Consider the following 24406-nt stretch of genomic DNA (forward strand, 5'->3'; position numbering starts at 1 on the left):
TCACGCGGCAGCGCGCCGCTTCGGCGCACGGATCGACGAGACGCCGACCGCCACGATCGTCAGCGCCGCCCCGATGAGCGACCACGTCGAGACCGGGTGGTCGGCCGGGAAGACCAGGTCGAGCACCACCGAGGCGACGACCTGGCCGCAGATGACGGCGAGGCCGAGCGCGAGCACGCCCAGGTGGTGCACCGCCACCGAGACCAGCGCGACGAACACCACGCCGAGGGTGCCGCCGACGTAGAGCCACGGCTCGGCCGGCAGCGGCTGCCAGCTCTTGCCGGCGACGGTCTGCACGGCCACGACCAAGGCGAGCGCGACGGTGCCCACGACGAAGTTCTGGGTGGCCTGCGCGATCGCCGAACCGGAGTGCCGCTGCACGAGCCCTCCCATCGCCTGCTGCAGCGACTGCAGCAGTCCCGCGACGAACGGCAGCACGGCGAGCCAGATGCCGTCGAGCCGGCCGGTGCCCACCAGCGCCAGGGCGACGGCCGTGAGCGCCAGCAGCGCGCCTGCGACGCGCGGCACCGTGATGGGCTTGCGCGCCAGCCCGCCGAAGGCGAGCCGGTCGACGGCGAGGCCGCTGATCGTCTGCCCCGCGACCACGCCGACGGTGAAGAGGGCGACGCCGATCGTGCCGACGACGAGGCCCTGGGTGGCGACGAGCAGGGCGCCGATCAGGCCGGTCGAGATGTACCACCACGGCATCGAGCCGTCGCGGATGACGGCGACCAGCCGCACCAGGCCGGCCCGCGCCTTGGGCGCGACCGCCAGCACGAGCACGAGCAGCGCACACCCGACCGCGAACGAGATGAGGGCGGCGAGGATGCCGTGGTCGAGCCTGGCGCCCAGCTCGCCGTTGATGCGGCCCTGGGTAGCGAGGCCTGCACCGGCGGCGACCGCCACGAGCGTCCACAGCACCGGCCGGCGGTGATCCGCGGCGCCGCTCGCCGCGCTGCTCGTCGCGGGCAGCTCGATCGGTCCCGTCTGCTCGCTCACCCGGCAAGCCTAGGCCGGTCAGCCGCGAGCGGCCCCCAGCGGTTCGAGCGCGGGCGCCGGGTCGGTCGCCAGGCGCGCGAAGCGCACGATGTCGAAGCGCTCGGGCCTGCCGTGCTCGTCGAGGTAGCGCAGTCGCTCCCGTTCGACGCCCTCGCGCAGGTAGCCGGCGCGCTCGGCGACAGCGATCGAGGCCGGGTTGTTCGCCCGCGCGCCGAGCTCCAGCCGGTGGAGGCCGTCGGCGAACAGCTGCCGCGAGAGGGTGTCGAGCGCGCGGGTCGCGAGCCCCATCCCCCGCGCGTGCGGCGCCAGCCAGTACGACACCCACGCCGTGCCGTGGCGCGGTTCGCGCTCGGCGGCCATGACGCATCCGACCGCCTCGCCGCCCTGCTCGATCGCGAGCGCGTCCGCGGCGATCGCGGCCAGGTAGCCCTGCGCATCGGCGAGCGTCGCGATCGGCGGCGCCTGCCGGTGCAGGTCGGCGGATGCGCTGAACGCGGCGAGCACGGCCGCCGCGTCGCGCTCGGGTCGCCACGGGCGCAGCCGGGCGACGGTCGCCGTGTCGGCGCTCGCGCGGTCGGAGGTGGGGCTGGGCACCGGGCCAGCCTAGAATGGCTGGGCGCCCGGCTGAAGCGGGCCGCGCCTCCTTAGCTCAGTGGTAGAGCAACGCTCTTGTAAAGCGTAGGTCGTCAGTTCAATCCTGACAGGGGGCTCACGTCAGGCTGTGATCGAAGGCGTAGGCGGCGGCCTGCGTGCGCGAGGCCGCGCCGACCTTGACGAACAGGTTGCTCAGGTGGCGGGCGACCGTGCGCTCGCTGATCACGAGCTCGGTGGCGATCTGCCGGTTGCTGCGCCCGCGGGCGACCAGCCGCAGCACCTCGATCTCGCGCTCGGTGAGGCCGTCCGCGTGGTCGCGCCGGTGCAGCAGCGCATCGGCGTCCACTGCCGACGGGATCGCGCCGATCGACGCGAACGCCGTCCGCGCCGCGGCGAGCTCCCGATCGGCCGAGGCCGCGTCGCCCGCGCCGAGGAGTGCTCGCGCCAGCAGCACGCGGGATCGCGCGGACTCGAACGGGCAGCGGATGCCGCTCCACTCCCGCACGGCCCTGCGCGCGTAGGGCAGCGCACCGGCCGGATCGAAGCGGGCGAGCTCGACGCCGGCATTGGCATACGCGGCGGCGGCCGTCACCGGCGGGCATCCGGCCAGTTCGGCCAGCCCGTCGAGCTCGGCAGCCAGCTCGGCCGCCTCGTCGATGTCGCCCACCGCGAGCAGCACGTCGATCGCCGGCCCGATGAGCGCGCACCGCAGCGCCGGCGCGGGCGACTCGGCCAGGCAGCGCCGGATCGCCGCCGCGGCGGCATCCCGTCGCCCGTGCCCGAGCCAGAGCAGCGCGAGCCCCGGCTGCGGGTCGCAGCCGAGCTCCGTGGCGCGCTGATATGCCGCTGCCGCGCCAGCGTCGTCGCCCTGCAGCTGCAGCAGGTCGCCGAGCTCGCGCTGGGCCTCGCCCGCCGCCGGCAGCTGCCCGCGCTCCTCCGCGCGATGGCCACTGGCCGAGAGCGACGCGATCGCGGCCGACCACTCGCCGTGCAGGGCGAGCACCTGCCCGCGGTGCAGCGAGCACCGCCCGGCGAACATCGCGAGCCCGGGCTCGTCGGCGCACCAGGCATCGAGCCCTGCCGTCCACTCGCAGAGCCGGTCGATCGCGCCGATCTGCTGGCAGCCCTCGATGGCGGCGCACCAGACGAGTCCGGCAGCCAGCCCGTCGACCTGTCCCGCGAGCACCACCGACATCGCCTCGTCCAGCAGCGACAGCCCCAGCGCGACGTCGCCGGAGGTGACGCTGTGCCGCCCCTGCGCCGTCAATCCGAGCGCGAGGAAGTCGTGCCGCCCGTGCTGCCTGCCGATCGCCGCCGCCTCCTGGGCGAGCTCGCGCACGCTCTCGAAGCTGCCGGCCGCGATCGCGCGATGCATCTGCAGCACAGCGACATAACCGCGCGCCGCAGGGGCGCCATCGGCGAGCTCGGCCAGCAGTCGCTCGGCGCGCGCCACCCAGCCGCTGAACTGCGAGCGGTCGCCGGTCGTGCCGTGCACCATTGCGATCCGGTAGGCGGCGCTCAGCGCCTCCGCGGTCGCGCCCTCGTCGACGAACGCCTGATGGGCGGCCTGCAGCAGCCGCACCGCCCGCTCCGGCTCGCCCGCCAAGTGCGCGGCGACGCCCTCCGCCAGCAGTGCTGCAGGCTCGCGTGGCTCGCGTGGCTCGCGATCGACGTCGTCTCGAGGCCGCACCTCACCATCGCGCGTGTCCGAGACCCGCGCCGCATTGCGCCGATCAGAAGCCATGGTGCCCTCGCTGCGAGGGTACTCCCGCAACGTGCTCGTTGGGCGGGCCGATCAGCGTGCCCGTTGGGCGGGCCGATCAGCGTGCACGCTGGGCGGGCCGATCAGCGTGCCCCGGCCGCCGCGGGTCGAGGCCGCCGTGCCGGCACCGCCGATCGGGCCAGGATCCGCCGGGCCACGTGCGCGGCGTCCGACCCCGCGCCGAAGATCACCATCGAGGCCATCGAGTGCTGCCAGGCCAGGCCGCAGAAGTACAGCCCGTCGACGTCGGCCGCGACGCCGCGGTACTCGCGGGGCCAGCCCTCCGCATCCAGCACGGGCAGGTCGAGCCAGCCGAACTCGTGCCGGAAGCCGGTCGCCCAGACGACGCTGGCAGCCTCCACCACGGTGCCGTCGGCCAGCAGCGGCTGCCCGTCCCTCGCGCCCACCATCCGGGCAGTGGTGCGGGTGACGCCCGCCTCCGCGAGGTGCGCGCGCTTGACCCGCAGCATCGGGGCTCCGTGGTGCAGCACGTGCTCGCGCAGCCGGCGCCCGTGCGGCGCTCGGCGCACGTGCACCCACCGGTACATCGCCATCACCATCGGCACCGCGAGGTGCACGATGGGCTTGTCCCACGGCACCGGGACCTGCCCGGGATCGCGCCCCGCAAGGGTCGTCGGATGCGTGCGCGCGAGCTCGAGCGCGATGTCGCAGCCCGAGTGCCCGCCGCCGACGACCAGCACCGGCCCCTCGCGCAGTTGGTTCGGCCGCCGGTACTCGCTCGAGTGCAGCTGCAGGATGGCCGGATCGAGCTCGGCGGCTGCGGCCGGGATCGCGGGAGCGCGCCCGAGCGGACTCGTGGCGACGACGACGCTGCGGCAGTCGATGACGCCCTGAGCCGTCTCGGCCCGGAACCAGTCGCCGTGCCGCGCCAGGCGGTGCACCCGGCAGTCGAGCTGCACGGGGCGCTCGAGGTGGGCGGCGTACGCCTCAAGGTAGGCGGCGGCCTCATCCTTGTGCGCGAACCCGCGGGGGTCGCCCGGGAACGGCATGCCCGGCAGCGCATTGAAGCGGTTCGGCGTGTACAGCGACAGCGAGTCGTACTGGTGCCGCCAGTTGTCGCCGACGCGGCGCTCGGCGTCGACGACGAGGCAGTCGCCCCCGCGCCGCTCCAGTGCGTGGGCAGTGGCGAGGCCGGCCTGGCCCGCGCCGATGATCAGGGTGTCGACGTCGCGGACGCCAGCAGCGCCCTCTCCTTCTTGGATCGCCATGATGCGCTCCTCCGGTCGGTCGCCGCACCGAACCGCAGGTGCCACACGAGCATCACGACCGAGGTCGCGAGATAGCAGGCGTGCAGCAGCCAGATGGGCCCGGGAGGCAGCGAGTAGATGTAGATCGAATGCACGAGGTTGCCGCCGTTGACCAGCAGGAGGTTGCTGCGGCTGTACGACGCGAGGTCGCGCGTGGCGATCGCCTTGACGATCATCGGCAGCGTGGCGACGGCGAACAGCAGCGTGGAGACATATCCGGCTGCGACGCTGAACTCGAGCATGTTCCTGACGCTAGGCGCGGCCCTGACCCCGCCGCATCGGCTGGATGGCCCATCGGCCTGCCTCGCGCATGGGCAATGCTGCCCATGCGTGCGCCGCGATGAGTGTTGGGTTGTTGCGCTGCTGGCGGCCCGAGAGCGCAACAAGTCAACACTCGACGCGGACGCGAGCCTCGACGAGGACGCGAGCCTCGACGAGGGCGGCCCGTCAGGCGTCCGATGCGGCTGCGGCTACGGCTGCGGCGGCGCCGCAGGGTCCGCGACGAACGCGGCCAGCGCATCCGCATCGCCCACATCGCCCGCGAACGTCACGCCGTCCACGATCACCGTCGGCACGCCGCGCAGCGGCTCGACGCCCTGCAGCGGCTGATCGATCGCGCGCACCGTCGCCTGCCGCACCGACCACGCGAACTGCGCCGACTGCACGCACTCCCCTACCGCGGCGCTCGCATCCGCCGGCACGTGCTCGGCGGCCAGCGCGGCCACCTCGCTCGCCTCGAACGGGTGCTGCTGCAGGTGCGCGAGCAGCGCGGTCTGGAACGGCCGGTACGCCTCGGGGGCCGCGTCGGCGACACAGGCGAGCGCGTTGGCGCCGAGCGTCGAGGCGTAGCCGCTGTCGATCGTGTCGCCGAGCGAGACGGGCAGATAGGCCACGCGCGCCTCGCCGCTGTCGGCGAGCTCGGTCAGCAGCGCGCCGCTCGCTGCCAGCAGCCGGTCGCAGTACTCGCAGTCGGCGTCGATGACCACGAGCACGTCGTGCGGGGCGGATGCGTCGGCCGGCTCCGCAGGCACGCCGTCGGCGGGCACGGGCTCGGCGGGCACGACGCCGTCGGCGTCGAAGGCGATCGCGTCGGCCATGTTCGCCGGGCCGTCGGCGGGCGTGAGTGTGACGATCTGGCCGCCGAGCGCCTGCTGCAGCGTCTCGAGCTGCGGGTCGCGGATGAGCCAGCGCCCCGAGACGAGCACCGTCTGCTCCTGCAGCTGGCGCTCGGTCGCGATGGCCTGCGCCTGATCGGCATCGGCGGCGAGCAGCAGCTCGGTGTCGGCGCCGCAGGTGGCGACCACGGGCGCGTCATCCGACTCACGGTACTGCTCGACCAGCTCGGCGCACTCGCCGCCCGCGTCGAGGTAGGCGGCGCCGAGCTCGCCGATCGTGGTGATCGGCGGCGGCGGCGCCGGGGTGCAGCCGCTCAGCGCGCACCCGGCCAGCAGCGCGAGCGCGAGCAGCGCAGCGCCGGCCGGCCGGGCGGCGCGCGGCATCAGCCCTCGTCGGTGGGAGCCGGCGTCTCGGCAGGCTCCTCGGTCGACTCACCGGTCTGCTGACCGGCGACCGCCGTCACGAAGGCCTGGAAGCCTGCCGCGTCGTCGACCCCGCCCATGTACTTCTCGCCGTTGACGATCACCGTCGGGGTGCGGTCGGCGACCACGCCGTCGGTGCCGGGCAGCGGCTGCGTCGCCGCGCGTGCGGTGGCGCTCTCGACCCAGCTCGCGAAGCGGCCGTCGTTGATGCAGTCGGCGAGGCCGCCGGAGGTGTCGATGCCGGCCTGCTCGGCGATGCCCACGATCTCCTCGTTCGTCAGGCCCGCGGTGCGCTCCTCCGGCTGGTTGTCGAACATGGCGCTGTTGAAGTCCCAGAAGCTGTTCGGGGCGAACTCCGCGACGCATGCGGCGGCCGATGCCGAGCGGGTCGAGAACTTCGTGCCGAGCGACTGCCCGTCGAGGATCGCGATCGGGTGCACCTCGACGGTGGCGGCGCCGGTGGAGAGCAGCTGCTCGAGCGTAGCGCGGTTGGCGTCGTCGAAGGCGCCGCAGACCGGGCACATGTAGTCCTGGTAGATCTCGATCTGGATGATGTCCTGGCGCTTCTCAGTGGGCGTCGGCTCACCGCCCGCAGGCGTGGCCGCGGTGGTCTCGGCGACGAAGTCCTGGCCGATGACGATGCCGTTCGAGGCCATGTTCTCGGGCCCGGGGCCTTCCGGCCGGATGCTGTTGACGATCACGATCGCGACGACCGCGACGACGGCGACCGCGGCGATGATGATGCCGCCCACCGTGAGGCCCTTCTTGACGCGCTCCTTGCGGCGGCGCTCCTCCTGCATCTTCCGCGCCTGCTCGCGCGCCTGCGCGCGGCGCTCGTTCTTCGTCAGCTTCTCGCTCATGCGTCCTTGTCCTGAAGTCGGCCGGGGATCGGCAACCGGGCGCGATCGGATCACACGCCGCGATCCAGGGTAGCGGCGATCGCTATGTCGACCGTCCGCTCTGCTGTGCGAAGATCATGACTGCGGGCGAAGCCGCCCGTCCTGACACAACGGATCGTTCGGCACGTACCTGCCGATGGAAGGAAAACGACAATGGCGTCTGTGACGTTCGACAAGGCATCCCGGGTCTATCCGGGAAGCACGAAGCCCGCGGTGGACCAGATCGACCTGGAGATCGCCGACGGCGAGTTCCTGGTGCTGGTCGGCCCCTCCGGCTGCGGCAAGTCCACCACCCTGCGCATGCTCGCCGGCCTCGAAGAGGTCAACGACGGTCGCATCATGATCGGCGACCGCGACGTCACCGACATGCCGCCGAAGGATCGCGACATCGCGATGGTCTTCCAGAACTACGCGCTCTACCCGCACATGACGGTGGCCGAGAACATGGGCTTCGCGCTCAAGATCGCCGGCGTCGCCAAGGAGGAGCGCGCCAAGCGCGTCGAGGAGGCCGCGAAGCTGCTCGACCTCGAGCCCTACCTGGCCCGCAAGCCGAAGGCGCTCTCGGGCGGCCAGCGCCAGCGCGTCGCCATGGGCCGCGCGATCGTGCGCCAGCCGCAGGTGTTCCTGATGGACGAGCCGCTGTCCAACCTCGACGCCAAGCTGCGCGTGCAGACGCGCACGCAGATCGCGTCGCTGCAGCGGCGCCTGGGCGTCACGACCGTCTACGTCACGCACGACCAGACCGAGGCGCTCACCATGGGCGACCGCATCGCGGTGCTCAAGGACGGCGTGCTGCAGCAGGTCGGCACCCCGCGCGACCTCTACGGCGAGCCGGCGAACGTGTTCGTCGCCGGCTTCATCGGCAGCCCCGCCATGAACCTGATGGAGCTGCGCACGAGCGATGGCGGCGTGCACTTCGGCGACCACCTCGTGCCCATCTCGCGCGACCAGATGGCGGGCGTCAAGGACGGCATCATCGTCGGCGTCCGCCCCGAGGACGTCTCGGTCGCCGAGCAGGGCGACGGCCTGCCGGTCGAGGTCGACCTGGTCGAGGAGCTCGGCGCCGACGGCTACCTCTACGGCCACGCCGACGTCGAGGGCAAGCGCGTCGACATCGTCGCGCGCGTCGACGGCCGCAACCACGCGAAGCTCGGCGACACCGTCTACATCACGCCCGACGAGACGCACCTGCACGTGTTCGACAAGGAGTCCGGCACCCGCCTTTGACTCTCCCGCCGCGAAGGGCTCCGGCCTCGGTCGGGGCCCTTCGTCGTGCACAGGGCGCAGACGGATGCGTCGGGCCGGCCCGCACGCGCCCGTCACGGCGGCGGCGTGCGCGCCTACGATGGCGGCATGCCCTCTGACCTGCGCATCACCTCGGCGCTGATGGACGCGAGCCTGCTCGATCTGCCGTGGGATCTGCCGCTGGAGGAGTGGAGCGAGGACGACGTGGTGCAGTTGCCGAAGGGCATCTCGCGGCACCTCGTGCGCTTCGCACGCCTCAGCGGCCGCGTGGTCGCCATCAAGGAGACCACCGCCGAGATGGCGAATCGCGAGTACGCCATGCTGCGCCGGCTGCAGCGCCTCGACGTGCCGTGCGTCGAGCCGCTCGCGGTGATCGCCGAGCGCACCGACGCCGACGGCAACCCGCTGGCGGCGGCGCTCGTGACCCGTCATCTGCGCTTCTCGCTGCCCTACCGCGCGCTGTACTCCTCGTCGATGCAGGAGGCGACGGCCGAGCGGCTCGTCGATGCGCTCGCCGGGCTGCTGGTGCGGCTGCACCTGGTGGGCTTCTACTGGGGCGACGTGTCACTGTCGAACACGCTCTTCCGCCGCGACGCGGGCGCCTTCGCCGCCTACCTGGTCGACGCGGAGACCGGCACCATCGAGTCCGGCGGCCTCTCGGACGGCCGCCGCGCCGACGACCTCGAGGTGGCGCGGGTGAACATCGCCGGCGAGCTGCTCGACCTGGCGGCCGGCGACCGGCTCGACCCCACCATCGACCCGATCGCGGTGGCCGGCTCGATCGTCGAGCAGTACCGCTCGCTGTGGCACGAGCTGCACAGCGACCAGGTGATCGCAGCCGACGAGCGCTGGCGCATCCGCGACCGCATCGAGCGGCTCAACGCGCTCGGCTTCGACATCGGCGAGCTCGCCATCCGCACCGGCGACGGCGGCACCACCGTCGCCATCCAGCCGAAGGTCGTCGACCCCGGCCACCACCACCGGCGGCTGCAGTCCCTCACCGGCATCGACGCGCAGGAGAACCAGGCCAGGCGCATGCTCAACGACCTCGACGAGTACGTCGCGGTGCAGCACGACGCGCGACCGAACGTGGGCGACGAGGCGCTCGCCAACGAGTGGTTCGAGCAGGTGTTCGCGCGTGTGGTCGCCGCGGTGCCGCTCGAGCTGCGCGGCAAGCTCGAGGGCCCGGAGGTCTTCCACGAGGTGCTCGAGCACCGCTGGTTCCTGTCAGAGCAGCAGCAGTGCGAGGTGACGCTCGAGGAGGCCACCTCCAGCTACATCGAGACGCAGCTGGCGTTCAAGCGCGACGAGGCGGCGCTGCTGAACGTGCCGACCACCATGACGATGCCGATCGTCACGCTGCAGGAGCAGCCCGGCGACGACGCCGACGAGCCCGACTGGCGCGACCTGGTCTGATCAGCGGGCCGAGCGGATCTTCGCCACCTCGTACAGGGTGACGGATGCCGCGATCCCGGCGTTCAGCGACTCCGTCATCGACTCGATGGGGATCGACACGATCGCGTCGCAGGTCTCCGCCACCAGGCGTGAGATGCCCTTGCCCTCGCTGCCGACCACCACGACGAGCGGCCCGTCGGCGAGCTCGAGCCGGTGGAGCGGCACGTCGCCGTCGCCGTCCAGGCCGATCACGAACATCCCCTCGCCCTTGAGCTCCTTGAGGGTCGCCGTGAGGTTCGAGGCCATCGCGACGGGCACGCGCGCGGCGGCGCCGGCGCTGGTCTTCCACGCGCTCGCCGTCACGCCCACCGAGCGACGCTGCGGCACGATCACGCCCTGCGCGCCGAAGGCGGCGGCCGAGCGGATGATCGCGCCCAGGTTGCGCGGATCGGTGACGCCGTCGAGGGCGATGAACAGCGGGTTCTGGCCACGGCCGCGCACGGTCTCGAGCAGGTCGATGGGGTGCGCGTACTGGTACGGCGGCACCTTGAGCGCCACGCCCTGGTGCACGGTGTCGTGACCCGAGATGCGGTCGAGCTCCGGCCGCATCACCTCGAGCACGGGCACGCCGCGCTTGGTGGCGAGCGAGAGGATCTCCTTCACGCGGTCGTCCATCTCGAGCCGGGAGGCGAGGATGAGCGAGGTGGCGGGGATCTTCGCCTTCAGCGCCTCGAGCACCGAGTTGCGGCCGGTGACCAGCTCGGAGTCGTCCTTCGCCGACGAGGGCTTGCGGTGGCGCGGCGGCTCGGGCCGGCGGCTCTTGCCCGCGACGGCCTCGTAGCGCTCACGGGCGGCCTTGCGCTTGCCGGCCGGGTGCCACGAGCGGTCCTCCGCCTTCGGCGTCGGCCCCTTGCCCTCGAGCGACTTGCGGCCGTTCCCGCCGGTGCCCTTCTGGGGGCCCTTCTTGCGCGCGGGGCGCTGCGGCTTGTTCATGCGATGCTCCAGGTCGTGGTCTGCTTGCCGTCCTCGACGAGGATGCCGGCTGCCGCGAGCGCGTCGCGGATGCGGTCGGAGGCGGCGAAGTCCTTCGCCGCGCGGGCCTCGCGGCGCTCCGCCAGCAGCGTCTCGACGAGGCTGGCCAAGGCGGCGGTCTGCGCTGCACCGGAGGTGCCCGACACTCCAGAATGCCACACGGCGTCCTCGGGGTCGAGTCCCAGTACCCGCAGCATCGCCAGCGCTTCCCCCGCGCGGGCGAGCGCGGCGCCCTTGTCGCCCGCGTCGAGCGCGGCGTTCGCGGCGCGCGTGGTCTCGTGCAGCACCGCCACCGCCTGCGGCGTCGAGAGGTCATCGTCCATGGCCGCGCCGAACGCATCCGGCACGTCCGTCTCGGGCAGCTCGCCCACCCGGCGCGCCCGCTCGAGCATCGCCTCGATGCGCCCGAAGGCGGCCTCCGCCTCGGCGAGCGAGCCGCCCTCGAGGCTGCCGTTCGCGGTGCGCAGGTCGATCGTCGACCGGTAGTGCGAGGCGGCCAGCAGGTAGCGCACCACGATCGGGCGGACGCTGCCGAGCAGGTCGGCCGCGAAGATCGAGTTGCCGAGCGACTTCGACATCTTCTCGCCGTCGACGTTGACGAGCCCGTTGTGGCTCCAGACGCTCGCGAAGCCGAGCCCCGCCGCCGTCGACTGCGCGAGCTCGTTCTCGTGGTGCGGGAACCGCAGGTCGAGCCCGCCGCCGTGGATGTCGAAGGCGTCGCCGAGGTACTTGCGCGCCATCGCCGAGCACTCGATGTGCCAGCCGGGCCGGCCCGCGCCCCAGGACGACTCCCACGTGGCCGACTCGGGCTCGCCGTCCTTGCGGGCCTTCCAGAGCGCGAAGTCGCGCGGGTCGCGCTTGCCGCGCGGGTCGGCGTCGGCGGCCGGCTCCATCTTGTCGATCGACTGCCGCGTGAGCGCGCCGTACTGCGGCCAGGAGCGCACGTCGAAGTAGACGTCGGCCGAGCCGTCGAGCGCCTCGTAGGCGTGGCCGCGCTCGATGAGCAGGGCGATCAGCGCGTGCATCTCGGGCACGGATGCGGTGGCCCGCGGCTCGTAGGTCGGCGCGAGCACGCCGACGGCCCGGTAGGCCGCCGTGAACTCCAGCTCGATGCGGTAGGCCAGCGCCCACCAGGGCTCGTCGACGGCGTTCACCAGCACCTTGTCGTCGATGTCGGTGACGTTGCGCACGAAGGTGACGCGGCCTACGCGGTAGGCGAGCCAGCGGCGCCAGAGGTCGTAGGCGACGGCGCTGCGCACGTGGCCGATGTGCGGGCTCGACTGCACGGTGGGCCCGCAGACGTACATCGACACCTCGCCGGCCTTGAGCGGCTGGAGGTCGACGACGGCCTGCTGCTTCGAGTCGTAGATGCGCACGGTCACGGTTCCATAGGCTACTTGCCGCGCGCGACGGCCGGTCGAGCAGCGGCGCAGGCCGACCGAGCCCGCGCTGCCGCCCGCGCGCGACGGCCGGTCGAGCAGCGGCGCAGGCCGACCGAGCCCGCACTGCCGGTTGGCCGACCAGGGCGCTCCGCTCCCCTGTCGAGACCGAGTTCTCCACACCCCGTCCGACTCCCTGTTCCCATGTCAGTGGCCGCTGATTGAATGCCTGCATGTTCGAGGACGGCATGGATGCGGAGGAGTACATCGCTGCTGTCCGTGCCGGCGCGATCGACCCGTACGGCCGTTCTGCGGATGAGCTGCAGGAGTCGTTGGACGCGTACGATCGCGACTGGACCGAGCGGCTGATGGCGCTCACGGATGAGCAGCTCGACGAGGTCGTCGCGGGCCGGATGCCGTTGCCGGCGCTCCCAGGCCCGATCGAGTCGGAGCACGCCGCGCGCTTCCGCGCCGAGTTCGAGTTCGTCGGCCGTGCCCGCGCCCTGCAGGCCCAGCGGGCCCGGCTGGAGGCGGCCGAGCGGGAGCTGCTGGCGGCGCGCTTCGCGCGGCTGGCCGATGAGCCGGGCGTGTTCGACACGAACCTGCGCGAGACTGCCTCGAACCTGGCGGTGGAGCTGCGCCTGTCGGATCGGACGATGGAGCGGCGCATGATCGCCGCCGCCCGCACGGTGACGGAGCTGCCGCTCACGCACGACGCGCACCGGGCCGGCCGCATCAACAGCGGGCACCTGCGCACCATCGAGCAGGCGACCGAGACGCTGCGGCTCGACAGCAACGTGCAGCCCGACGAGCGGGCGAGGGTCGAGCAGGAGCTCGTCGCGATCGCCGAGACGGTCACGCCCGGGCAGTTGCGCTCGCGTGCGAGGCGGATCGTCGATCGGGCGCTGTCCGAGCCGCTGCAGCAGCGGCACGATCGGGCACGCGAGACGCGGGAGCTGTTCCTGCAGGACGAGGGCGACGGGATGGCGTTCCTGGGCGTGCGATGCATAGCCGTGGCGGCGAAGGCCGCCTACAACCGCGCCACCGACGCGGCCCGCCGCAAGCCGAAGGACGACCCGCGCACGTTCGACCAGTACCGGGCCGATGTCGTGCTGGATCTGCTCACCCGCGGCGAGGTGCCCGACGACACGAATGGCGTGCACGGGGTGAACGGCATCACCGCCACGGTCGCGTTGACGATCCCGGCGACCTCGCTGCTGCGCGAGCGGGGCGGCGACGGTGCCGGGCAGGAGCTGTTCCCGGCGCTGCTCGATGATGAGATCCTCGTCGATGTCGACACCGTCCGCATGCTCGCCGCCGAGACGGTCACCTGGGAGCGGCTCTTCCTCCACCCCGTCACCGGTGTGCCCGTGACGGTCGACACGTACCGGCCCAACCGGGCGATGCGGCGCTGGCTGCGCGCCCGCGACGGCCGCTGCCGCTGGCCCGGCTGCAACAACCCGGTCTACCGCGCCGACGTCGACCACACGCACGACTGGGCGGCAGGCGGCGTGACCACGATCGGCAATCTGGCGCACCTGTGCCGGCGTCACCACACGATGAAGCACGCCACCGCCTGGACCGTCCAGCAGCTCCAGGACGGGGTGCTCGAGTTCACCAGCCCGCTCGGCGTGGTGCTGCGCAGCGAGCCCGAACCCCAGGGCCCAGCCTTCACCGACACCGACGACGTCATCTGGGGCACCATCGCCTGCACCCAGCCCAGCCTCCCCAACGCACCACCACTGGTCGACGTACCCTTCTGACACCGGCCGCCGACAGCGGCCACGCCGACCCGGCCACGCCGACCCGGCCACGCCGACCCGGCCGCGCTGACAACGGGCGCTCTCGCGTGCGCTGCGGCTACCGGCGGCGGATGAGCGCCGTCGCGATCGCCTGCACGCCCTCACCGCGACCGGTGGCGCCCAGCCCGTCGGTGGTGGTGCCGCTGACGCTGACCGGCGCGCCGAGCATCGCGCCCAGCACCCGCTGCGCCTCGTCGCGGCGCGGGCCGATGCGCGGGCGATTGCCGAGCACCTGCACCGCGACGTTCACCGGCGTCCAGCCCTCGCTGCCGAGCCGCTCGAGCGCCGCCCGCACGAACACCTCGCCGCGCGCGCCCGCGTGCTGCGGATCGTCGACGCCGACGAGCCCACCGATATCGCCGAGCCCGGCCGCGCTCAGCAGCGCGTCGACGATCGCGTGGCAGACGACGTCGCCGTCGGAGTGGCCCGCGAGCCCCTGCCCCTCCCACTCGAGGCCGGCGAGCCAGAGCGCGCCGTCGCCACCGAAGGCGTGCACATCGACGCCGATGCCGGTCCTGAGGTCCATCTCGCGCTCCTTCTGCGACAGCAGCGACTCAGCCCGCTCCGCATCGGCGGGGGTGGTGATCTTGAAGGCGAGCTCGTCGCCCGGCACCGCCACCACCGGCTCGCCGAGCGCCTGCACGAGCTGCGCGTCATCGGTCGAGTCCGCACGGGCATCCCCCGCCGCCTCGTAGGCACGGCGCAGCACCTGCGCATCGAAGCCCTGCGGCGTCTGCATCGCACGCAGCGTCGAGCGGTCGACGATCGCGCCGAGGGCCTCGTCGGCACCGGCCGGCGCCGCGACGTCGACTGCGCGGACGGCATCCACCACGCGCACCGTGTCGACGACCGGCAGCACCGGCACGACCGCCACAGCACCCGCCTCCAGCGCAGCGCGGACCCGGTCGAACGGCGTCGCCGGCGTGAGCGCCCTGGCGGCGTCGTGCACGAGCACGAAGCGCACCTCACCCGCCGCGGCGAGCCCCGCCAGCACCGAGTCGGCGCGCGTCGCACCACCGGTGACCACGTGAGCCGTGACGCCTGCGCGCGCGGCGATCGTGGACGCATCCGCCTCGTACCCGCTCGGCACCACCACGACGATGCGCGCGGGTAGCCACCCGAGGTCGCGCAGCGCGTGCTCGAGCACGGTCGCTCCGGCGAGCTGCGCGAACGCCTTCGGCACGCCGCGGCCGAGGCGCGTGCCGCTGCCGGCGGCGACGACGATCAGTGCGGTCTCGGTCACAGCGACAGCCTATGGCGGCGCGGCTGGCTAGCCTGGTGCGATGCCCCGGTCGCAGCGGCCCGCCCGCACGTACACGACGGATGCGCTCACTCGCGCCGTGCGCATCCTCGCGCTCGTCGCCGCGGTCGCGGTCGCCGGCTGGGTGCTGCTGCTCTACCCGGCGATGCCGCAGACGGTGCCGACGCACTTCGACGTCACCGGCACCCCTGACGCGTGGGGCGACAAGTCGAGCGTGCTCGCGCTGGTGGCCGTGTCCGTCCTGCTGCCTGCCGCGATGGCGTGGCTGTCGACGAAGCCGCGCTGGTTCAACCTGCCCGTGCCGGTCACCGAGGAGAACGCGCAGCGCCTCTACCGAGAGGGCGAGCGCATGCTGGTGTGGATGATGGTGCCGATCGCCATGCTGTTCACGGGCATCGCGTTGAGCCTGGTCGGCATGCCCGTCGCACCGGTGCTGTGGATCGGCGGCGCCGGCATGCTCGTCGTGCTCGCCATCGGCGTCGTGCGGATGCTGCGCGCAGCGTAGACGGCGGCAGCGCCGCGGAACGGCGGCAGCGACACGGGGGCGGCGCAGCGCCGCATGGACGACGGCAGCGCCACGGAGACGGCTGCAGCGGCGCGGTCGGCCACCGGCAAGCCCATGAGACGACGAAGGCGCCCGGCCTCGCGGCTCGGGCGCCTTCGCGCAGTCTCTGCGGGTCAGCTCGCGGGGGCGAGCGCCTCGTCGAGGCGCGCCGAAGCAGCATCCTCATCGGTCTTCTCCGCGAGCGCCAGCTCGCTCACCAGGATCTGCCGAGCCTTCGCCAGCATGCGCTTCTCGCCGGCCGAGAGGCCACGGTCCTGGTCGCGGCGCGAGAGGTCGCGGACGACCTCGCTCACCTTGATGACGTCACCCGAGGCGAGCTTCTCGACGTTCGCCTTGTAGCGGCGGGCCCAGTTGGTGGGCTCCTCGGTGAAGTCGGCGCGCAGCACCTCGAAGACCTTGTCGAGGCCCTCCTCGCCGATGACGTCACGCACGCCGACCATATCGACGTTGGCGGCGGGGACCTCGATGGTGAGGCCGCCCTGCGCGACGTTGAGCTTCAGGTACGTCATCTCGACGCCCTTGATCTTGCGCACCTTGACCTCGGTGATCGTCGCGGCACCGTGGTGCGGGTAGACGACAGTCTCTCCGACCTCAAAGTTCATCGAATGCTCCTCGTCCTAGCCCAGAACCTTGATTTTATCACAGCGTGTCGCTCGCCAAGGCCCTCCGGAGGTGCTTGAATCACGCCCCGCGCGAATGTCGCAACCGCCCTCCGTCCAGTCTCGCGCGCACACGAGGCCGCCGGTAGTAGACTCGATCGCGACCGCGCCACGCACACCAGCGGGCCATCAGCGTCACCTGTCGAAAGGGTCCCCGTGCAGCCTCGTCTCGCCGCAGCAGCAGTCGCAGCCGTCGTCGTCGCCATCGCCGCGACCGGATGCAACATCCTCACGCCGCAGGCGACCACGATCGACTACGACGCCTCCGACGGCGTCTCGGGCTCGACGGGCACGGTCGAGATCCACAACGCCATGCTCATCGGCGAGCCCGACGGCGACGCTCTGAACCTCGCCGTCACCTTCACGAACGAGGGCGAGGCGACCGTCGTCGAGGTGCGCGTCGACGACGAGGCGCAGCAGGTGCGAGTCTCCGAGGGCGTCACCACGTTCGGCTTCCCCGACGAAGAGCAGCTGATCTTCCCCCAGACGGGCGAACTGCCCTTCGGCTCGCTGCGCAACGTGTCGTTCCAGGCGGACGGTGCCCAGCCGGCCGGCCTCGGCGTGCCGATGATCTCGAGCGAGGCGCTCGGCTACGAGACGCTCGCGCCGACCGCTGAGTAATCCCGCGAGCGCCCTCAGCGCTCGAAGCGGTAGCCGAGCCCGCGCAGCGTGACCACGCACGTCGGGCTCGAAGGGTCTTCCTCGATCTTCGCGCGCAGCCGCTTGATGTGCACGTCGAGCGTCTTGGTGTCGCCGAAGTAGTCGCTGCCCCACACGCGGTCGATGAGCTGCCCGCGCGTGAGCACGCGGCCGGCATTGCGCATCAGGTATTCGAGCAGCTCGAACTCGCGCAGCGGCATCGCCACCTCGTCGCCTGCGACGCGCACGGTGTGGCTGTCGGAGTCGAGCCGCACCCGGCCGATCTCCACCACCGAGTCGTCCTCGTCCTCCTCGTCGACCGCGCGGCGGCGCAGCACGGCACGGATGCGCGCCACGAGCTCCCGGGACGAGTACGGCTTGGTGACGTAGTCGTCGGCACCCAGCTCGAGCCCGACGATCGTGTCGATCTCGCTGTCCTTCGCGGTCACCATGATGATCGGCACCTGCGAGCGCTGCCGGATGTGCCGGCACACCTCGGTGCCGCTGCGGCCGGGCAGCATCAGGTCGAGCAGCACCAGGTCGGCGCCCTCCTGCTCCCACATGCGCACCGCGGCGTCGCCGTCCTCGGCGTGCGCGGTCTCGTATCCCTCCAGCTCGAGCAGGTAGGCCAGCGGCTCGGCGAGCGCCGGCTCGTCCTCGACGATCAGGATGCGCGTCATGGAGTCTCCTTGTGAGCGGGGGCGGCCGCGGCAGGCAGCCGGAGGGTGAACGTCGAGCCCTGACCCGGGCGCGACCAGAGCGACACCTCGCCGCCGTGGCTGGCGGCGACGTGCTTCACGATGCTGAGGCCGAGGCCGGTGCCGCCCGTCACCCGGCTGCGCGCCGGGTCGATGCGGTAGAAGCGCTCGAACACGCGCTCCTGCTCATCGGCGGGGATGCCGACGCCCTTGTCGGTGATCGCGACCTCCACCACGTCGTCCACCACGCGCACGCCGACCCCCACGTGGGTCGCCTCGGGCGAGTACTGCACGGCGTTCGAGATCAGGTTCTGCACGGCCATCGTCACCAGCTCCTCGGAGCCGAGCACGTCGGCCTCCTCGAGCACGCGGGGCATGATGCGGATGCGCTTGGCGTCGGCCAGCACCCGGTTGCGGTCGACCGCGACATCGACCACCTGCGCAATGGGGAACCGCTCGGCGTGGTCGAGCGGGTCGTCCGCCTGGATGCGCGAGAGGTCGATGAGCTCCTTGGTCATGCGCCCCAGCCGATCGGCCTCCACCTGCATGCGTTGCGCGAAGGAGCGCACCCGCTCCGGCTCCTCGGCGCCGGCCTCGATGGCCTCCGCCAGCACCTGCAGCGCACCGATCGGGGTCTTCAGCTCGTGGCTGATGTTCGCCACGAAGTCGCGGCGCACGCCCGCGAGCCGCAGCTCCTCGGTGCGGTCGGTGGCCAGCACCAGCATGAAGCGGTTGCCCAGCGGCGCCACCCGCACGCGCAGCTGCACGTCGTGACCGCCGCCGAGGCGGCCGCGACGGTGCGTCATGTCGAGCACCTCGGCCGCACCGGTGCTCCAGACCCGACGCACCGCATCCGCCATCTCGTGCGCGCGCAGCGTCCTGCCCTCGACCAGATCGAGGGCGTGCGCCCCGGGCGAGGCGACGATGACCTGGTTGGAGCCGTCGAGCACGACGCCCGCCGACTCGAGCACGTGCACCATCGCGGTGATGCCGTCGGGGATCGGCTCGCTCGCGATCGCCATCACCTGCCGCCCGCGCTGGGCGGCGAGGCCGAGCAGGTGCACGGAGGCCGCTCCGATCGCGAACCCGAGCAGGATGGCGAGGAGCACGTACCAAGACGCATCCACCCCCCGAGCGTATCGGTGCGAAGCGGGCGGATCTGCGCAATCGGCGCGGTGCACCCGACGTTCAGCGGTCGGACACCCGCCGGTAACCTGGGAGCGGAACACTCGGGGTTCGACCCGTGCCCGGTCCCGATGCAGCCCCGGGCGCAGCAACAGGAGCAGAAGCAATGCGCGACGTATTCCAGCAGGAGCTCGCCGAGGTGCAGGAGCGCCTCGTCGACATCGCCAACCACGTGGTCGTCTCGATCGAGGCCGCCGTGCGGGCGTTCGGCGACTCGAACGTGCAGCTCGCCGAGCAGGTCATCGCCAGCGACCCGGTCATCGACGACAAGGCCAACGCGCTCGACGAGCTCGCGATCGACATCATCGCGCGCCAATCGCCGGTCGCCCGCGACCTGCGCATCGTCGTCTCGGCCCTGCGCATCTCCGCCTCGCTCGAGCGGATGGGCGACCTCGCCCGCCACATCGCGCAGCTGGCCCGCTACCGCTTCCCGATGCAGGTGGTGCCGGAGTCGCTGCAGCCGACCTTCGCCGAGATGGGCGCGCGCGACATCGAGATCGCGAAGATGCTGCGCGACCTGCTCGAGACGCAGGACCTCACGCTCGCCGAGCGCCTGCAGGAGTCGGACGAGCACGTCGACAACCTGCACCGCGACGTGTTCACCCACGTGCTGGGCACCGCTTGGGAGGGCGCGGCGCACACGACCGTCGATGCCACCCTTGCGAGCCGCTACCACGAGCGCTTCGCCGACCACGCCGTCGGCATCGCCAAGAAGGTGCAGTACCTCGCGACCGGCGACTGGGTGGGAGCCGACGACGACGGGCACGCCGACGCCATGCCGGAGCCGGTGCAGCCGGCCGCGCCCGCCGAGTAGCGCGCTGGAGCCGAGAGGGGAGGTCCGTTCGGACCTCCCCCGCGACGCCAGCGCCCACGCCCGTCTCGGGCGCCGGAAACCGGCTAGTGCTTGCCCTGGTTCGCCACGGCGGCCGCGCCGGCGGCGGCGGCCTCCGGGTCGAGGTACTCCCCCGGGCCCAGCGGCATGTTGTCCTCGCCCAGGCGGTAGAGCAGCGGGATGCCGGTGGGGATGTTGAGGGCGGCGATGTCGTCGTCGGAGATGCCGTCGAGGTGCTTCACGAGCGCGCGCAGCGAGTTGCCGTGGGCGGCGACCAGCACCGTCCTGCCGGCCTCGAGGTCCTTCGTGATGTCCGACTCCCAGTAGGGCAGGAAGCGCTCGATGACGTCCTTCAGGCACTCGGTCCTGGGCACCTCGCCGTCGATGTCGGCGTAGCGCGGGTCGTGCGCCTGCGAGTACTCGCTGTCGTCGTCGATGGGCGGCGGCGGGGTGTCGAACGAGCGCCGCCAGAGCATGAACTGCTCCTCGCCGTGCTTCTCGAGCGTCTCGGCCTTGTTCAGCCCCTGCAGCGCGCCGTAGTGGCGCTCGTTGAGGCGCCACGAGCGCTTGACCGGGATCCAGTCGCGGTCGGCGGCATCGAGGGCGATGTTCGCCGAGGCGATGGCACGCGTGAGCAGCGAGGTGTAGAGGATGTCGGGCAGCAGGTCGTGCTCGCGCAGCAGCTCGCCCGCGCGCTTCGCCTCCCCTTCGCCCTTCTCGGTGAGCTTGACGTCGACCCAGCCGGTGAACTGGTTCGACTCGTTCCAGGTCGATTGGCCGTGGCGGAGCAGGATGAGGGTGCGCTCAGTCATGCCGCCAGCCTAGCCGTGCCGCCTGCTCAGGCGGGCGGTACGGCGGGGCGCTTGACGGCGCCCACGCGCGGCAGGCGCGGCGGACGGTTCGCGTGACCCGCGGTGGGCGGCACGAGCACCTGCTGGCCCGCTGCGACGGCCGTGCCATCGGCGGTGCGCACGACGAGATCCTCGTCGGCGGGCGTCGAGCGCTTCACGACCGCGAGCGCGATGGGGCCGAGCTCGTCGTGGATGGCAGCCGAGGTGACGGCACCGGCGGGCTTCTCGCCGGCCAGCACCTCGTCGCCGTGCGCCACCGGCGCGTTCTCGCTGCCGTCCAGGTGCAGCAGCACCACGCGACGCGGCGGCGCACCGAGGTTGTGCACCTTCGCGACCGTCTCCTGGCCGCGGTAGCAGCCCTTCGCCAGGTGCACCGCAGTGGTCAGCCAGTCGAGCTCGTGCGGGATGGTGCGCTCGTCGACCTCCGCCAGCGACGGCCTGCCCGCAGCGATGCGCAGCGCCGCGGCCGCCATCGAGCCGACGAAGCGGTCGCTCGCGATGCCCTCGGCCTCGGCGGGCGTGAGGATCAGCTCCGACCAGCGCCACGGCTCGCCCGTCGGCTCGCCGTAGCGCACGCCGCCGGGCGCGACCTCCGGCCAGCCGTCGACCCAGGCCGGGGCGCCGGCGAGCTCGGCGGACGGCTCGCCTGCGGTGCCCACGACGACCACCTCGGGCCGCTCGATCTCGACCTGCTTGTAGAAGCGCATCCGCGTCAGCCAGGTCTCCAGCGCGTCACCGGTGCCCGCGTCGACGACGATCCAGAGCGCATCCGTCGTCTGATGCAGCCGCATGACGTGCTCGATGCGCCCCTCGGGCGAGAGCACGAGCGACTCGGTCGAGGCGCCCGGCGCGAGCTGCTCGATGGCCTGGCTGGTGATCGAGTCGAGCCACGGCAGCGTGTCGGGGCCGCTCAGCCGCAACACGTCGCGCGGCAGCAGCACAAGACTGCCGGCGCGCAGGCGGCGCTGCTCGGCGATCGGGTTGCCGACGTGCAGCGGCAGCCCGGTGGCCTCGTCGAGCACGGCGTCGGGCAGCGCCGCGGCGATGCGGCGTGCGGTCTCTGGGGCACTCATGGCGGCGCTCATGCCTCGTTCGCCTCGCTCGGCGACACACGGGCGAGGCGGCCGGAGGCGTGGCTCTCCAGGCCCTGGCCGAGCGCGGCGAGATCCCACGCCCACAGCAGGTGCTGCTCGACCAGCCCGTACATGCGGGTGGATGCGCTGTGCTCCTTCGCGCTCGCACCTCGCAGCACGGCGTCGGTGGCGAGGTCGATGCGCGGGCCGGCGATCGTGCCGAGGTAGAGCTCGGCGACGCCGGTGGGGTGCGAGATGAGCGCCTGGATCTCGAAGCCGCCGTCGGGGCGGCGCAGCGCCTCGACCGCCTCGGCGTCGCCGTAGGCGGGCTCGCCCTCGGGCGGCAGCATGCCCGGGCCGGCGTCGGCGTCGTGCGCGGGGCGCGCCAGGCGCCAGAAGCCGCTCTCGGCCGCCAGCGGCGTCAGCTCGTCGTCGAGCTGCCAGGCGTAGGCCTCGTAGCTGAGGTAGGGCTGGCCGTGGTGCGAGAACGAGACGCGCTGGCCGAACTCCTGCTCGACGGTGCGCTCGCCGACCGGGAAGGAGAGCACGCCGGTGCCCTCCCAGGTGCCGATGAGCCACTGCAGCGGGCCCAGCTCGGCAGGGAGCGTGGGGTCGAGCTCGAGCATCGCTTAGCGCTGACCCCGGAAGAGGTTGCGCACCACGACGAACGAGACGCCGAGGATGGCGAGCATCGCAAGGCCGAGCAGGCCGAGGAAGAAGATCTCGAGGGCGACGACGGGGATGGCATCCATGTCTCGATCCTAACCGCTCCGCGCCGCGCGTGGCGGAGGCTAGAGGCCGGTGAACGGCACCAGCACGGCGCTCGCGATCGCCAGCACGACGATGGCGCCGAACAGCGCGGCCGCCAGCCGGTCGACCAGGCCCGGCACGGTGGGGCCGCCGAGCTGGATCGCGAAGGCGGTCAGCGTGCACACGCCCAGCACGATCGGCAGCCACACGATGCCGTCGGTGGGCTGCAGCACGGCGACCAGCACGGCGCCGAGCGCGGCCAGCAGCCACACGGGCCACACGCTCGCCCACTGCCACGACATCGCCTTGCGCATGTGCCCCATCATGGCGCACCTGCCTCGACGCCGCACCGCCGCATGTGCTCGAGGTCGCGCGCACGCTCGTGCGTGGGGCGCGCGGGGCGCGCGTTCGGCGCGAAGTAGGATCGACTCGGCAGGAGGCTGGATGGCGCACGTCGTGATCTTCACCCGCCGCGACCGGGGCGTGCTGCCCAGCCTCGAGCTGCTCGAGCACCGAGTGAGCACGCTGCCGGCGACGGCGGAGGCGGTCGCGCACGCCCCTGCCGGCGACCTGCTGATCGTCGACGCGGTCGGCGAGCTCGTCGCTGCGAAGGCCATCTGCCGGCTGCTCGAGCACGACGCCGCCCCGGTGCTGCTGGTGCTGGGCGAGGGCGGCTTCGCGGCCGTGACGCCCGAGTGGGGCGCGAGCGACATCGTGCTCGACACGGCCGGTCCGGCGGAGATCGAGGCGCGCATCCGCCTCTGCCTCGCCAGCGCGCGCGCGGCGGCACCGGCGCCGACCAGCGGCCTCACCATCGACGAGGCGAGCTACCAGGCGAAGGTCGACGGCCGGCCCGTCGACCTGACCTACAAGGAGTTCGAGCTGCTGCGGTTCCTGGCCGCGCACCCTGCGCGCGTCTTCACGCGCGAGCAGCTGCTGAGCGAGGTGTGGGGCTACGACTACTTCGGCGGCACCCGCACGGTCGACGTGCACGTGCGGCGGCTGCGCGCGAAGCTCGGCGACCTCGAGTCGCTCATCGGCACGGTGCGCGGCGTCGGCTACCGCTTCGAGCAGCAGGATGCGTGAGACGGTGGGGCGATGAACCAGGACGCCCGGTGAGCCCCGCACGGATCGAGCCGGTCGAGGCCGTGCGCCTCGCGACCGAGCTGGGCGCCGCGTGCGCCCAGGCCGACGGCATGCCGCCGTTCAACGACCAGGCGCTCGTCGAGCTGCGGCGCGGCGAGCGGCGCGCGATCGGCGACGCGACCGCGCTGGCCGTCATCAGCGATGCCGGTCAGGACGGCTCGCTGCCCGAGGTGGAGCTGGCCGTGCACCCCGAGCAGCGCGGCCATGGCCTCGGGACCGCGCTCGCCCGCGGCATCGCCGACGAGCTCGGCGCCTTCGACGCCTGGGCGCACGGCGACCACCCGGCCGCCACCGCGATCGCCGAGCGGCTCGGCATGCGGCGCGTGCGCACGCTGCTGCAGCTGCGGGCGGCCGTGCCGGCGGCCGCCACGGCGGCGGCCGACGACTGCCTGCCCGACGGGACGCGCGCGTACGAGCCCGACGACGCATCCGCTCTGCTCGCCCTGAACGCCGAGGCGTTCGCCGACCACCCCGAGCAGGGCCGCATGTCGGCAGACGACCTCGCCGCCCGCATGGCCGAGCCCTGGCACCACGACGCCAACCTCGTGGTGGCGCCGGGCGAGGGCGCCCTCGACGCCTTCACCTGGGTGAAGCCCGAGGGCGAGGTGGCGGAGCTGTACGTGCTGGGCGTCTCGCCGCGGCGGCAGGGCGCCGGCCTCGGGCGACGGATGCTGGAGGCCACCTTCGTGCGCATGCGCGCGCTGGGTGCCACGACGGCGCACCTCTACGTCGAGGGCGACAACGCGCCGGCGCTCGCGCTGTACCGGCGCGCGGGCTTCACGCAGTGGGCCATCGACGTGCGCTGGCGACATGCCGCGCATGCGTGATTCCGGC

Annotated in this window: 26 protein-coding genes and 1 tRNA gene; 9 read left to right on the forward strand and 18 right to left on the reverse strand. The window is 72.7% G+C overall.

What is annotated here, in order from left to right:
* Both BM288_RS02590 and BM288_RS02595 read right to left on the reverse strand, forming a co-directional pair.
* Complete coding sequence (locus BM288_RS02590) at positions 1-999, reverse strand: DMT family transporter (RefSeq protein WP_092915549.1); 999 nt, start codon at positions 997-999, stop codon at positions 1-3.
* Between the two features lie 18 nt (positions 1000-1017).
* Positions 1018-1593 (reverse strand): GNAT family N-acetyltransferase, encoded by a 576-nt coding sequence (locus tag BM288_RS02595; RefSeq protein ID WP_318255296.1) that lies wholly within the window; start codon positions 1591-1593, stop codon positions 1018-1020.
* A gap of 44 nt (positions 1594-1637) precedes the next feature.
* On the opposite strand from BM288_RS02595, the gene BM288_RS02600 reads away from it, so the two are divergent.
* Positions 1638-1709 (forward strand) — tRNA-Thr (locus tag BM288_RS02600).
* Here the strand turns inward: BM288_RS02600 and BM288_RS02605 are convergent.
* The 5 genes from BM288_RS02605 to BM288_RS02625 all read right to left on the reverse strand — a co-directional run bounded on the left by BM288_RS02605 (position 1709) and on the right by BM288_RS02625 (position 7021).
* Positions 1709-3337: a response regulator transcription factor gene (locus tag BM288_RS02605; protein WP_092915551.1), complete on the reverse strand. Its 1629-nt coding sequence runs from the start codon at positions 3335-3337 to the stop codon at positions 1709-1711. The two genes, BM288_RS02600 and BM288_RS02605, sit on opposite strands and share 1 nt — an antisense overlap.
* Positions 3338-3438: 101 nt before the next feature.
* Positions 3439-4584 (reverse strand): flavin-containing monooxygenase, encoded by a 1146-nt coding sequence (locus tag BM288_RS02610; RefSeq protein ID WP_092915553.1) that lies wholly within the window; start codon positions 4582-4584, stop codon positions 3439-3441.
* Positions 4530-4865 (reverse strand): hypothetical protein, encoded by a 336-nt coding sequence (locus BM288_RS02615; protein ID WP_177220223.1) that lies wholly within the window; start codon positions 4863-4865, stop codon positions 4530-4532. The genes BM288_RS02610 and BM288_RS02615 overlap by 55 nt, the downstream gene beginning before the upstream one ends.
* A gap of 228 nt (positions 4866-5093) precedes the next feature.
* The gene (locus tag BM288_RS02620) at positions 5094-6122 is read right to left on the reverse strand and encodes a DsbA family protein (protein WP_092915555.1); all 1029 of its coding nucleotides are present in this window, start codon (positions 6120-6122) and stop codon (positions 5094-5096) included.
* Positions 6122-7021 carry a DsbA family protein gene (locus tag BM288_RS02625; RefSeq protein WP_092915557.1) on the reverse strand — a complete coding sequence of 300 codons (900 nt, stop codon included), beginning with the start codon at positions 7019-7021 and terminating at the stop codon, positions 6122-6124. Before BM288_RS02625 ends, BM288_RS02620 begins: the two co-directional genes overlap by 1 nt.
* 192 nt (positions 7022-7213) lie before the next feature.
* Between BM288_RS02625 and BM288_RS02630 the strand changes: the two genes are divergently transcribed.
* Together BM288_RS02630 and BM288_RS02635 are read left to right on the forward strand one after the other, a co-directional pair.
* Positions 7214-8287 carry an ABC transporter ATP-binding protein gene (locus BM288_RS02630; protein WP_092915559.1) on the forward strand — a complete coding sequence of 358 codons (1074 nt, stop codon included), beginning with the start codon at positions 7214-7216 and terminating at the stop codon, positions 8285-8287.
* 126 nt (positions 8288-8413) lie between these two features.
* Positions 8414-9721 (forward strand): DUF4032 domain-containing protein, encoded by a 1308-nt coding sequence (locus BM288_RS02635; protein WP_092915561.1) that lies wholly within the window; start codon positions 8414-8416, stop codon positions 9719-9721.
* Here the strand turns inward: BM288_RS02635 and rlmB are convergent, their stop codons facing one another.
* On the reverse strand, positions 9722-10693 hold the full coding sequence (gene rlmB / locus BM288_RS02640) for a 23S rRNA (guanosine(2251)-2'-O)-methyltransferase RlmB (protein ID WP_092915563.1): 972 nt from the start codon (positions 10691-10693) through the stop codon (positions 9722-9724). It lies immediately after the preceding gene.
* Entirely contained in the window at positions 10690-12114 is a 1425-nt protein-coding gene (gene cysS, locus BM288_RS02645; protein ID WP_092915565.1) for a cysteine--tRNA ligase, read from the reverse strand. Before cysS ends, rlmB begins: the two co-directional genes overlap by 4 nt.
* Before the next feature lie 230 nt (positions 12115-12344).
* Between cysS and BM288_RS02650 the strand changes: the two genes are divergently transcribed.
* The gene (locus BM288_RS02650; RefSeq protein WP_092915567.1) at positions 12345-13874 is read left to right on the forward strand and encodes an HNH endonuclease signature motif containing protein; all 1530 of its coding nucleotides are present in this window, start codon (positions 12345-12347) and stop codon (positions 13872-13874) included.
* Positions 13875-13971: 97 nt separating this feature from the next.
* Here the strand turns inward: BM288_RS02650 and ispD are convergent, their stop codons facing one another.
* Entirely contained in the window at positions 13972-15156 is a 1185-nt protein-coding gene (gene ispD, locus BM288_RS02655; RefSeq protein ID WP_092915569.1) for a 2-C-methyl-D-erythritol 4-phosphate cytidylyltransferase, read from the reverse strand.
* 40 nt (positions 15157-15196) lie between these two features.
* Here ispD and BM288_RS02660 point away from each other — a divergent pair, with 40 nt between their 5' ends.
* Positions 15197-15679: a DUF1648 domain-containing protein gene (locus BM288_RS02660; RefSeq protein WP_092915571.1), complete on the forward strand. Its 483-nt coding sequence runs from the start codon at positions 15197-15199 to the stop codon at positions 15677-15679.
* 173 nt (positions 15680-15852) lie between these two features.
* On the opposite strand, the gene BM288_RS02665 is transcribed toward BM288_RS02660, so the two are convergent.
* Entirely contained in the window at positions 15853-16341 is a 489-nt protein-coding gene (locus BM288_RS02665) for a CarD family transcriptional regulator (RefSeq protein WP_092915573.1), read from the reverse strand.
* A 213-nt stretch (positions 16342-16554) separates the two neighbouring features.
* On the opposite strand from BM288_RS02665, the gene BM288_RS02670 reads away from it, so the two are divergent.
* Positions 16555-17019, forward strand: a complete 465-nt coding sequence (locus BM288_RS02670) for a hypothetical protein (protein WP_092915575.1) — start codon at positions 16555-16557, stop codon at positions 17017-17019.
* A 14-nt stretch (positions 17020-17033) separates the two neighbouring features.
* Here BM288_RS02670 and BM288_RS02675 read toward each other — a convergent pair whose 3' ends face one another.
* Together BM288_RS02675 and BM288_RS02680 are read right to left on the reverse strand one after the other, a co-directional pair.
* Positions 17034-17717 carry a response regulator transcription factor gene (locus BM288_RS02675; protein ID WP_092915577.1) on the reverse strand — a complete coding sequence of 228 codons (684 nt, stop codon included), beginning with the start codon at positions 17715-17717 and terminating at the stop codon, positions 17034-17036.
* Complete coding sequence (locus BM288_RS02680; protein WP_092915579.1) at positions 17714-18862, reverse strand: sensor histidine kinase; 1149 nt, start codon at positions 18860-18862, stop codon at positions 17714-17716. The genes BM288_RS02675 and BM288_RS02680 overlap by 4 nt, the downstream gene beginning before the upstream one ends.
* A gap of 164 nt (positions 18863-19026) precedes the next feature.
* Here BM288_RS02680 and phoU point away from each other — a divergent pair, with 164 nt between their 5' ends.
* Positions 19027-19734: a phosphate signaling complex protein PhoU gene (gene phoU / locus BM288_RS02685; RefSeq protein WP_092915581.1), complete on the forward strand. Its 708-nt coding sequence runs from the start codon at positions 19027-19029 to the stop codon at positions 19732-19734.
* Between the two features lie 83 nt (positions 19735-19817).
* Here the strand turns inward: phoU and BM288_RS02690 are convergent, their stop codons facing one another.
* Genes BM288_RS02690 through BM288_RS02705 form a run of 5 tightly spaced genes read right to left on the reverse strand, consistent with a single transcriptional unit; the run spans position 19818 to position 22740 of the window.
* The gene (locus tag BM288_RS02690; protein WP_092915583.1) at positions 19818-20564 is read right to left on the reverse strand and encodes a phosphoglyceromutase; all 747 of its coding nucleotides are present in this window, start codon (positions 20562-20564) and stop codon (positions 19818-19820) included.
* A gap of 26 nt (positions 20565-20590) precedes the next feature.
* Positions 20591-21676: a CAF17-like 4Fe-4S cluster assembly/insertion protein YgfZ gene (gene ygfZ, locus BM288_RS02695; protein WP_092916207.1), complete on the reverse strand. Its 1086-nt coding sequence runs from the start codon at positions 21674-21676 to the stop codon at positions 20591-20593.
* An 8-nt stretch (positions 21677-21684) separates the two neighbouring features.
* On the reverse strand, positions 21685-22302 hold the full coding sequence (locus BM288_RS02700; RefSeq protein WP_092915585.1) for a heme-binding beta-barrel domain-containing protein: 618 nt from the start codon (positions 22300-22302) through the stop codon (positions 21685-21687).
* A 3-nt stretch (positions 22303-22305) separates the two neighbouring features.
* Positions 22306-22428: a hypothetical protein gene (locus tag BM288_RS14545; protein WP_274606950.1), complete on the reverse strand. Its 123-nt coding sequence runs from the start codon at positions 22426-22428 to the stop codon at positions 22306-22308.
* Between the two features lie 39 nt (positions 22429-22467).
* A complete protein-coding gene (locus BM288_RS02705; protein WP_092915587.1) occupies positions 22468-22740 on the reverse strand; it encodes a hypothetical protein in 273 nt (90 codons plus the stop codon).
* Between the two features lie 130 nt (positions 22741-22870).
* On the opposite strand from BM288_RS02705, the gene BM288_RS02710 reads away from it, so the two are divergent.
* Together BM288_RS02710 and mshD are read left to right on the forward strand one after the other, a co-directional pair.
* On the forward strand, positions 22871-23512 hold the full coding sequence (locus BM288_RS02710) for a winged helix-turn-helix transcriptional regulator (RefSeq protein ID WP_092915589.1): 642 nt from the start codon (positions 22871-22873) through the stop codon (positions 23510-23512).
* A gap of 29 nt (positions 23513-23541) precedes the next feature.
* A complete protein-coding gene (gene mshD, locus BM288_RS02715) occupies positions 23542-24399 on the forward strand; it encodes a mycothiol synthase (RefSeq protein WP_092915591.1) in 858 nt (285 codons plus the stop codon).
* Positions 24400-24406 lie beyond the last annotated feature (7 nt).

Source organism: Agrococcus baldri, from assembly GCA_900114805.1.
Taxonomy (GTDB): Bacteria; Actinomycetota; Actinomycetes; order Actinomycetales; family Microbacteriaceae; genus Agrococcus; species Agrococcus baldri.